The sequence below is a fragment of the Pseudomonas sp. OV546 genome, from assembly GCF_900116845.1.
Lineage (GTDB): Bacteria > Pseudomonadota > Gammaproteobacteria > Pseudomonadales > Pseudomonadaceae > Aquipseudomonas > Aquipseudomonas petroselini.
This window is the reverse complement of the sequence record NZ_FPCE01000025.1, coordinates 37,583-46,290: the sequence shown is the minus strand read 5'-3', so window position 1 is coordinate 46,290 and position 8,708 is coordinate 37,583. Positions and strand designations below refer to the sequence as shown.

At 57.6% G+C, this 8,708-nt stretch carries 9 protein-coding genes; 6 read left to right on the top strand and 3 right to left on the bottom strand.

The window, feature by feature from the left end:
* Together BM403_RS30830 and BM403_RS30825 are read left to right on the top strand one after the other, a co-directional pair.
* A partial coding sequence (locus BM403_RS30830; protein ID WP_139238018.1) for an RHS repeat-associated core domain-containing protein occupies positions 1-2,390 on the top strand: 2,390 nt, incomplete at its 5' end.
* On the top strand, positions 2,387-2,719 hold the full coding sequence (locus tag BM403_RS30825) for a hypothetical protein (RefSeq protein WP_012723796.1): 333 nt from the start codon (positions 2,387-2,389) through the stop codon (positions 2,717-2,719). The genes BM403_RS30830 and BM403_RS30825, both read left to right, overlap by 4 nt.
* Before the next feature lie 28 nt (positions 2,720-2,747).
* Here the strand turns inward: BM403_RS30825 and BM403_RS30820 are convergent, their stop codons facing one another.
* Complete coding sequence (locus BM403_RS30820; RefSeq protein ID WP_078048046.1) at positions 2,748-3,185, bottom strand: DUF3995 domain-containing protein; 438 nt, start codon at positions 3,183-3,185, stop codon at positions 2,748-2,750.
* Positions 3,186-3,278: 93 nt separating this feature from the next.
* On the opposite strand from BM403_RS30820, the gene BM403_RS30815 reads away from it, so the two are divergent.
* Both BM403_RS30815 and BM403_RS30810 read left to right on the top strand, forming a co-directional pair.
* Positions 3,279-3,668, top strand: coding sequence for a DUF2946 domain-containing protein (locus BM403_RS30815; RefSeq protein WP_093546934.1), 390 nt, complete (start codon positions 3,279-3,281; stop codon positions 3,666-3,668).
* Positions 3,669-3,763: 95 nt separating this feature from the next.
* Positions 3,764-5,890: a TonB-dependent receptor gene (locus tag BM403_RS30810; protein ID WP_093546931.1), complete on the top strand. Its 2,127-nt coding sequence runs from the start codon at positions 3,764-3,766 to the stop codon at positions 5,888-5,890.
* A 137-nt stretch (positions 5,891-6,027) separates the two neighbouring features.
* On the opposite strand, the gene BM403_RS30805 is transcribed toward BM403_RS30810, so the two are convergent.
* Both BM403_RS30805 and BM403_RS30800 read right to left on the bottom strand, forming a co-directional pair.
* Complete coding sequence (locus tag BM403_RS30805) at positions 6,028-7,044, bottom strand: ABC transporter substrate-binding protein (RefSeq protein WP_093546928.1); 1,017 nt, start codon at positions 7,042-7,044, stop codon at positions 6,028-6,030.
* A gap of 133 nt (positions 7,045-7,177) precedes the next feature.
* On the bottom strand, positions 7,178-7,627 hold the full coding sequence (locus BM403_RS30800) for a hypothetical protein (RefSeq protein WP_046034041.1): 450 nt from the start codon (positions 7,625-7,627) through the stop codon (positions 7,178-7,180).
* Positions 7,628-8,044: 417 nt separating this feature from the next.
* Between BM403_RS30800 and BM403_RS30795 the strand changes: the two genes are divergently transcribed.
* Together BM403_RS30795 and BM403_RS30790 are read left to right on the top strand one after the other, a co-directional pair.
* Positions 8,045-8,320: a hypothetical protein gene (locus tag BM403_RS30795; protein ID WP_012723790.1), complete on the top strand. Its 276-nt coding sequence runs from the start codon at positions 8,045-8,047 to the stop codon at positions 8,318-8,320.
* A gap of 110 nt (positions 8,321-8,430) precedes the next feature.
* Complete coding sequence (locus BM403_RS30790; RefSeq protein WP_093546923.1) at positions 8,431-8,661, top strand: hypothetical protein; 231 nt, start codon at positions 8,431-8,433, stop codon at positions 8,659-8,661.
* The last annotated feature ends 47 nt before the right edge of the window (positions 8,662-8,708 follow it).

Sequence of the window (8,708 nt, the reverse complement as noted above, 5' to 3'; positions counted from 1 at the left end):
TTTGGAAGTATGAGCGGAATGATCAGGGGGATGTGACGCGCAGGACCGATCCTGACGGCAACGCTATTGACTACAGCTACAACAAATATGGGCAGCTGGTTGGGGTTTGGTATCCGGATCACAGCTGTCAGACGTTGGTTTGGAATGAACGTGGGCAGTTGCTTGAAGAGCAGTTGCCGAATGGTGGGATCAAGCGTTATCGCTATGACGATCTTGGCCGAAAAATCTCCCAAGAAGATGAGCACGGTGCGCTCACACAATTTGAGTGGAACGACGTTGGGCGGTTAGTCCAAATCGTCTTGCCGAGCGGCGAAACGCGTAAATATACCTACAACCCCTACGGAAAAATCACTTCCGAACGCGATGAACTGGGGAACGTCACCCGCTACGAATACGCCGACGGCCTGCACCTGATCAGCCGCCGCATCAATGCCGATGGCAGCCAGGTCAACTACCGCTACGACAACGTACGCTTGTTACTGACTGAAATCGAAAACGAGGTTGGCGAAACCTACAAGCTTGATTACCACGCCAACGGCCTGATCCAACAGGAGATCGGCTTTGACGGTCAGCGCACCGCTTACGTTTACGACCTCAACGGCAACCTTCAGGAAAAGACGGAACACGGCGATGACGGCAGTCAGTTGGTTACCCGCTACGAGCGAGACCACGCCGGTCGGCTCGTAAGAAAAACCCTGCCTGATGGAAACTCTGTCGACTATGCCTACGACCGCCAGGGCAATCTCCTCAGCGTTGACGACGGTAATTGGTTTTTAGCCTACGAATACGACGTCCAAAACCGCCTCACCGCCGAACACCAAGGCTGGGGAACCCTGCGCTACGGCTACGACGCCTGCGGCCAACTTACAAACCTGCGCCTGCCCGACAACAACCGCCTCACCTTCAACCACGACAAAGGCGGCCACCTGGCCACCGTCGAACTGAACGGCGAGATCCTCACTTCGCATCTCTACAAAGCCGGCCAGGAACACCAACGCCAACAAGGCCAACTGATCAGCCACTACCACTACGACGACCAGCAACGCTTGCATGCCCACGCCGTCACCCAGCAGGAATACACCCTCTACCAACGCCACTACGACTACGACAAATCCGGCAACCTCACCCGCCTGCTCGACACCCGCAAAGGCGAGCACCACTACCACTACGACCCACTAAGCCGCCTCACCCGCGCCAACCACTCCCAAGAAGAGCCAGAACGCTTCGGCCACGACCCCGCCGGCAACCTGCTCATGCAAGACCGGCCGGGCCCCGACATCGTCGCCGGCAACCGCCTGATGATCCAAGGCGAACACCATTACGACTACGACGCCTTCGGCAACCTCATCCGCGAACGCCGCGGCAAAGGCCACGCACTCGTCACCGAGTACCGCTACGACTGCCAGCATCGGCTGATCGGCATCACCCAACCTAACGGCCAGACCGCCAGCTACCGCTACGACCCGTTTGGGCGGCGTATCAGCAAAACCGTCGACGACGTAACCACCGAGTTCTTCTGGCAAGGCGACACACTCATCGCCGAACACCATGCGGACCGTCACCGCAGCTACCTCTATGAACCGGACAGCTTTCGTCCACTGGCTCTACTGGAAGGATTCGGCCCAAAAGAAACCAAGGTCTACCACTACCAACTTGACCACCTCGGCACCCCACAAGAACTCACCGACACCGAAGGAGAAATTGTCTGGTCCGCGCACTACCGCGCATACGGCGAAATCACCCGGCTCGACATCGGAAAAATCGACAACCCGCTGCGCTTCCAGGGCCAATACTTCGATCCAGAAAGCGGGCTGCACTACAACCGCCATCGCTACTACCATCCGGATATTGGTCGGTACCTGACACCGGATCCAGTGAAGCTGGCGGGTGGGATCAATGCGTACCAGTACGTGCCCAACCCTACAGGATGGATAGACCCGTTGGGGTTGAATAACTGCCCTGGAGAAGACGGGTGTGGGGCGGAGGTGAGTGCTAAGGATCCGGCCAAGTCGACAAAAGTGGATCCAGGAGAAGCTGAACTACCTAAAACTGGGGGAGCTGAGCGAGCAGCTAAGTATTCCTCAAACTGGAAGGTAGCAAGCTTAGATGAAAACATCGTCAAGTTTGCCGGCACTGACCCAATCGTGACGACGACAGACAAAGGCAAGAAAATCTACAAGAACCCTGCAAATGGCGTTGAAATTGTAGAGGACCTCAATGGGGACTACTTCAGAATCCATGACCCATCACAGCCGGGAAAAAGGCGCTACTTGAGTCTTGAAGGCGTGGTCCCTAACAACAAGACATCCCCTTCAGGAAAGCAAATCGGTAGAACGCAAAGCGAATACAATGAAGCCACCCACTTTAATAAAAAGGTACACAAAAAATGAAAGTAATCTGTACCCCACTTACCTTAGAGGCCATGAGTTTATTAGACGTAGACGACTGCCCGGACTCTTTACTCGAAAGCGTTACGCTCACCCACGAAGAGTACGAACAACTTCTACAGTCAGGCGCGCTAGAAGCAATAAACACCACGCTGGGAAAAATAATTGACGACTACGAAGACGAAGTCATCTACAACCTTGAGGAGCTCAACAAAACCTTAGCGATCCTCAATAACCATCTGACGCCCGAAAACTCATCTACTATAAAAAAATTAATCGATCTAAACACCCTTGCGATCAAAAACCGAACAGGCCTCTTTTTCTTCTTCTAGCTTTTTACGTATCCCGCATTAATCCCCCTCACCCCCACGCCACCACCAACAACCCCACCCCCAACACCAAACACAATGGCGAATAAAAATACGTATCCAACCTCGCAAACCGCGACCCACCCACCTTCTTGAAAAACCCCACCAACTCCGAATCCCCAATCGCCCTTGCAAACATCACCACGGCAATCGCGCTGATCCCCCACTGCAGCGCCCCATGGGACACCGCCGAGAAGTACAGCCCAGCCCGCAGGCACACCAACAGCGCAATCGCCACCAGCCCCATCGCCACGAGGAACGTCCCCAGCGCCGAGGGCTTGAACGCTGGCTTTGGGCCACTGGCGAATTCGCCGGGCAGTTGGGGGATGGCGGCGAGGCTGCCGAGTTTGCCGCCGGCGGCCCAGTAGAGGTGGACCATGCTGATGCAGGTAAAAACGCCGACAATCCATCGTGCGACAACAAAGCTCATGGCTGGCTCTCCCTGAAAAGGTGCGAAACAGAATAGTCGCCCTGAGATTTTCTGCAGGCATTTCGTCGGCGGCTGATGGTAAAGTGCCGCCCCATGAAACTTGCCCGTGCCGATCGCTCGCTCATTGCCTGGATGCTTTACTGCTGCGTCCTGTTCAATGTGTTCGCCTGCAGCATCGGTCATGGGCAGATGGTCGGGATGCAGCTCAATGGCATCGGCGGTCAGTTTTGTACGGTGGACCCGCGCACCCAGGCGCCCACGCCGTCCAATGCCCCTGAAGAGAATTTGCCTACACTGTCCAAGGCGTTTGGTTGTCCGCTGTGTTCCACCGGCGGCATGGGCCCGGCGCTGAGTTCCAGCCTGAATGTGGCGGTGCTGCCACAGCCTCATGCCCCCCCGCCTGCCTTCGTCCTGGCTGCTGACATCCCTGCCCGCTTCACCTGGCCCACGGCCCACCCGCGCGCGCCGCCTGCCTTCGCCTGAGTCCTTCGCTTTCTGATCTGCACTGAGCGCCGTTTCCGCAAGGAAATACGGATGGCTGTGCGTTGCTTTCAAGCCAAGTTTTTCAGGATTCAACCATGAAACATCTACCCCTGTTGGCGGGCCTGTTCGGCTGCCTGCCTGTCTGCGCCTGGGCCCTTGAGTTGGCCCCGACGACCATCGATGGCGAACAAGCCGTCGAGCCCGGTTTGGCTTTGGACCAATCCAGCGGCATGGCGTCGCGGTTGGGCTTGAGCGTGCGGGAAACCCCGGCGTCAGTGGCCATCGCCACTCGCAATGACATCGAGCGCCACGGCGCCAAGACTTTCCGCGATGCGGCCAATACCTTGCCCGGCGTCAACGCCAGCGCTCCACCGGGGTTTGGCGGGTTTGTCTCCTACCGTGGTTTTACCAGCAGCCAGATCACCCAGATGTTCAACGGCATCAACGTCGCCACCGGCCTGGCACGCCCGGTGGATGCGTGGATCTATGACCGGGTGGAGCTGGTGGGCGGCCCCTCCTCGCTGATCAACGGCGCAGGCTCAGTGGGCGGTTCGCTCAACTACGTGACCAAGCTGGCCACCCGTGAGGAACAGGCTGCCGAAGGGCAACTCACTTACGGCAGTTATGACACCGCCGGCATGGCCTTCGGTGTCAATCATGCCCTGACCGACCCCGGCGCCGAGGTGCAGCACTACGCTCGCCTGGATGTAAGCCGCAGCACCAACCACAGCTACATCGACCGCGACCAGCGCGACGCCTGGAGCCTGGCGTTTTCCCTGCTCAGCGATCTCACCCCGAACCTGTCCCACACCCTGGCGCTGGAATACCAGGATGAGCATGAAGACAGCCCCTACTGGGGCACACCGGTGCTCAACCCCAAGGTCGGCGAACTGAAGATCGACAAGCGCAACCGCTTCAACAACTACAACGTCGCCGACGGCCGCTACGAACAGCGCACGCTCTGGGTGCGTTCGATCATCGACTACCGCCTCAACGACAGCACCACGCTGAAAAACACCCTCTACCATTTGGACAGCCAGCGCGATTACCGCAACCTGGAAACCTACCAGTACAACGCCGACAACAGCGCGGTAAACCGCTCGACGGCCTATCAGGTGCGCCATCAGGGCGAACAAAACGGTAACCAGTTCGAGTGGCGCCACGAGGACCACATTTTCGGCCTCTCGACCACCTGGTCCGGCGGTTTCGAGTACAAGGTCAACAGCACCACCAACACCCCACTGAATGTGCCAGGCAACAGCGTGGTAGACCCGAACAACTTCGATTCCGGCCACTTCTATGACATCCCGCGAACCCGAGAGAACGTCGGCAAGGACAAGACCAACGAAGTCACCACCCAGGCATTATTCGTGGAGAACCGTCTGGGCCTCACCGATAAACTGTCGCTGCTGACCGGCTTGCGGTATGACGCCATAGACCTGGACGTCACCAACCACCGGGCGATAACCGCCACCAACCCCCGCCACTTCAAGCGCCGCTGGGAACCGGTGACCGGCCGCGTGGGCCTGACCTATCAGTTCATCCCCTCGGCCAATGTGTATGTGCAATACAGCACCGCCGCCGAGCAACCGACGACCACCACGCAAGTGTTTGAGGTCTCGACGGGCAAACAGTGGGAAGTGGGCAGTAAGTTCGACTACCTGGACGGCCGTGGCTCGGCCACCGTGGCGGCCTACAAGATCGAGCGCAAGGACTTTGCCGTGACCGATCCGCTGGATCCCACCAACAGCATCCCGGTCGGCGCGCAGTCTTCCAGGGGCATCGAGTTGGCGAGTTCACTGCGCATCACGCCCAGGCTGCTGGCGGAAGGCAACTTCGCCTGGGTTGACGCCGAATACGAGGACTTCAATGAGAAAATCGCCAGCGGCGCGGTAGTCTCACGCAAAGGCAACACGCCCACCAACGTGCCCAAGCACGTGGGCAACCTGTGGCTGACGTATGATTTTGCCGAGGACTGGCAAGGTGGCGTGGATGCGCGGTATGTGGCCGAGGTGTTTGCGGACAATGCCAACACCCAGACGGTTCCAGCCTACACGCTGTTCGGAACGTTCCTGCGCTATAAGGTGGACTCGCACACCTCGGTGACGGGCCGGGTGCGCAACGTGACCAATGAGGTGTATGCCGAGTTTGCGCATGTGTCGCCGGCGTATTACTTGGGCTCGCCACGAACCTTTGAGTTGGCGGTACAGACCCGGTTCTAATCTTGGAATGCAACTGAATGTGGAAGGAAGCTTGCTCCCGATAGCGGTGAATCAGTCAACCATGCCGTGACTAAGACGCTGCATCGGGAGCAAGCCCCCTCCCACACTTGATCCGCATTGAACTGAAAGATCCGTGGTTATTTCAGGCTGGCTTCAACCTTCTGCGCCACATCCTCGGTCAACCATGCCTTCCACACCTCGGGATGTTCCTTGAGAAACGCCTGGGCCACCTCACGTGGCGCGGTGTGATTTTCGCTCATGGTCGCCAAGGCTTTATTCAGCGGTTCAATCGGAAACTCGACCTTTTCAAAGAACTCGGCAATCTGCGGATGTTCCTTCTGGAACGGCGTAGAAACGCCGATACTCAACTTCGACGCCAACGACCGCGTCGGCTTCGGATCAGGGTTATCTGCATCCGTCAGGGTCTTCCACGCCTCGGCATCAAACGGCGGTTCTTCCAGCTGGATCAGCTTGTAGCGTCCCATCAGCGGCGTCGGCGACCAGTAGTAGAACAGCACCGGCTTGCCACGCCGGATCGACGAGGCAATCTCGGCATCCAGTGCCGCGCCCGAACCGCTGCGGAAGTTCACGTAGCTGTCATCCAGGCCGTAGGCCTTGAGCTTCTGTTTGTTGACCACTTCCGAGGTCCAGCCGATCGGGCTGTTGAGAAAGCGCCCCTTGCCTGGGGATTCGGGGTCCTTGAACACGTCCTTGTAATGCGCCAGGTCCGTCACGCTTTTGAGGCCCGGCGCCAGGGGCTTGATGCCTTTGGCAGGGTCACCCTTGACCACGTATTCCGGCACCCACCAGCCTTCGGTTGCGCCTTTGACGGTATCGCCCAGGCCTACCACCTTGCCTTCGGCCTCAGCCTTGACCCACACCGGGCTGCGGCCGGCCCATTCTTCGCCGATCACCTGAATGTCGTTCTTCGCCAGGGCGGTTTCCAGGGTGATGGTGGTGCCCGGCAAGGTGTCGGTGGGCAGGTCGTAGCCCTTCTCGACAATCACCCGCAACACTTCAGTGATCAGACTGCCGCTTTCCCAGTTCAAGTCGGCAAAATGGATCGGTGCCTGGGCCGCTGAAACCGGCAACGTCGTCACTGACAGTGCCAGGGTCGTCAGGGATGCTGCCAACAGTGTTCTCAATCCTTTCATGCCTTCGCACCTCGCGATATCGCAGCCAATGGCGGACGGCTTTGCTGCGTATGCGCGAAGCCTCTGAACAATTAAGTCAACTCAACTGTAGTAGAGGTTCCGGGAGATAACGGGTGTTCGCTGTTTTTACTGATTATTCACTGGCCTTGAACGTCACCAGTTCACCCTTGCGCCATTTGGCGGCCTTGCCGGTCACGGCCTTCAGGGTTTTGGTCAGGCCTTCCTGCAGTTGCTCGGTGGCGGCAAATACCAGCATCACGCTGTGGCCTTCCTTGAACACAATTCCCTGGCCTTCGGCTGAAGACACAAAGGCGTATTCGCCCAAGCCATAGACGGTCAACTTGATGTCGCGGAACTTCAACTCGAACTTGCCGCCTTCACGACTCGGCAACACCGCCGCGCGGAAATGGTCACCGACTTTGAGTTCCAGGCGGGGCTTGTCATCCACCACCATCGCCGCTTCGGTATCGATTTCGGCGATGTAGATGCCTTCCGGCGTCTGCTCGGTGATGTAAACGAAACGGGATTGAAACTGTTTAACCAACTTTGCGCGCAAATCACCCAGCACGAATAACGCGTGCATATCCAGATTACTGACTGCCAAGGAAACGCCCCCACATCGAAAAGAGCGCTGTCCGCCAGAGCGGGCAGCACAAAAAAACGGCCATCACGGCACGACCACATCACTCATTCTTTGAAAAAAACTGAAGTTAATCCCGCCATCGCGCCGTAAGACGAGTGCGCACGTATGCGATAGACCTTGTGCGAGGTCATCAGGCACCACAGGAGATCACAGGTTTCACGGCACGAGAATACGCGCCGACCAACTTCAGAGAATAACCTGATTAAAAATGCAGTTTTCCGACACGCAAACACAAATAAACACACTGTCGTGGAACCGTGCGCGGGCCGGCGACAACAATACTAAAACAGCAGCAAGGATCAAAACCACTCAAAACGCTGCAATAACGTCATCCGGCTAGATCGAAAGGAGCAGGCCATGCAACGATCACCCTACAGCGCTATGTCTTCGCACACCCGTTCATCCTGTCAGGACAGCGCTCAATACTACCGTTTGAACGGCTTTGGTGGGTACTCGGATTCGGTTCTCTACCAAGTCGTACCTGCCGGCAGAAACTTTTTCCACATCCGTGAAGTGCTCAGTGGTCGAATCAAAGGCTTTCGCAGCGATCATGTCAAGGCCTGTGAGCTGGCCAAGAAACTTGAAGCCCTGTTGCAGGCCTCCCACAGCGCAATCGTTTCGTCCGCCGGGTAACTTAACTGCGCCGCCGACCCGCAACAACTGCCATACTGGCCCGTCCACTGAAGTTTGTGCCCCGCGGGCCAGGTTTCTCCAGTGCAGTTATCTCCAAGGGAAGGCTCTACGTGACGGAATTTGATATCGGCGAATTTTTCATCCATGGCGACGCAAGGGAGGTAGACGGTGAATTTCAAGCAGTGATTGTCATGCGGGCCAAGCCACCGCTGACCACTGTCACCACACACCAGGTGGAAAAAGACCGCTGGTTCAAAACCGCCGACGCCGCCGCCATCGCCGCAAAGGACGCCGCCAAGGCGTTAAAGACCGCTGTGGATGCCGGGGCCCTGAATTCCTGACATCCGATAGAACTCTACCGCGCCACAACCCTCCCATGCATAACGAC

What these genes read in the sequence shown, in the direction of transcription:
- BM403_RS30825 (WP_012723796.1), top strand. Translation starts at nt 2,387, where the DNA reads ATGAAAGTAATCTGTACCCCACTTACCTTAGAGGCCATGAGTTTATTA.
- BM403_RS30820 (WP_078048046.1), bottom strand. Translation starts at nt 3,185, where the DNA reads ATGAGCTTTGTTGTCGCACGATGGATTGTCGGCGTTTTTACCTGCATC.
- BM403_RS30815 (WP_093546934.1), top strand. Translation starts at nt 3,279, where the DNA reads ATGAAACTTGCCCGTGCCGATCGCTCGCTCATTGCCTGGATGCTTTAC.
- BM403_RS30810 (WP_093546931.1), top strand. Translation starts at nt 3,764, where the DNA reads ATGAAACATCTACCCCTGTTGGCGGGCCTGTTCGGCTGCCTGCCTGTC.
- BM403_RS30805 (WP_093546928.1), bottom strand. Translation starts at nt 7,044, where the DNA reads ATGAAAGGATTGAGAACACTGTTGGCAGCATCCCTGACGACCCTGGCA.
- BM403_RS30800 (WP_046034041.1), bottom strand. Translation starts at nt 7,627, where the DNA reads ATGCACGCGTTATTCGTGCTGGGTGATTTGCGCGCAAAGTTGGTTAAA.
- BM403_RS30795 (WP_012723790.1), top strand. Translation starts at nt 8,045, where the DNA reads ATGCAACGATCACCCTACAGCGCTATGTCTTCGCACACCCGTTCATCC.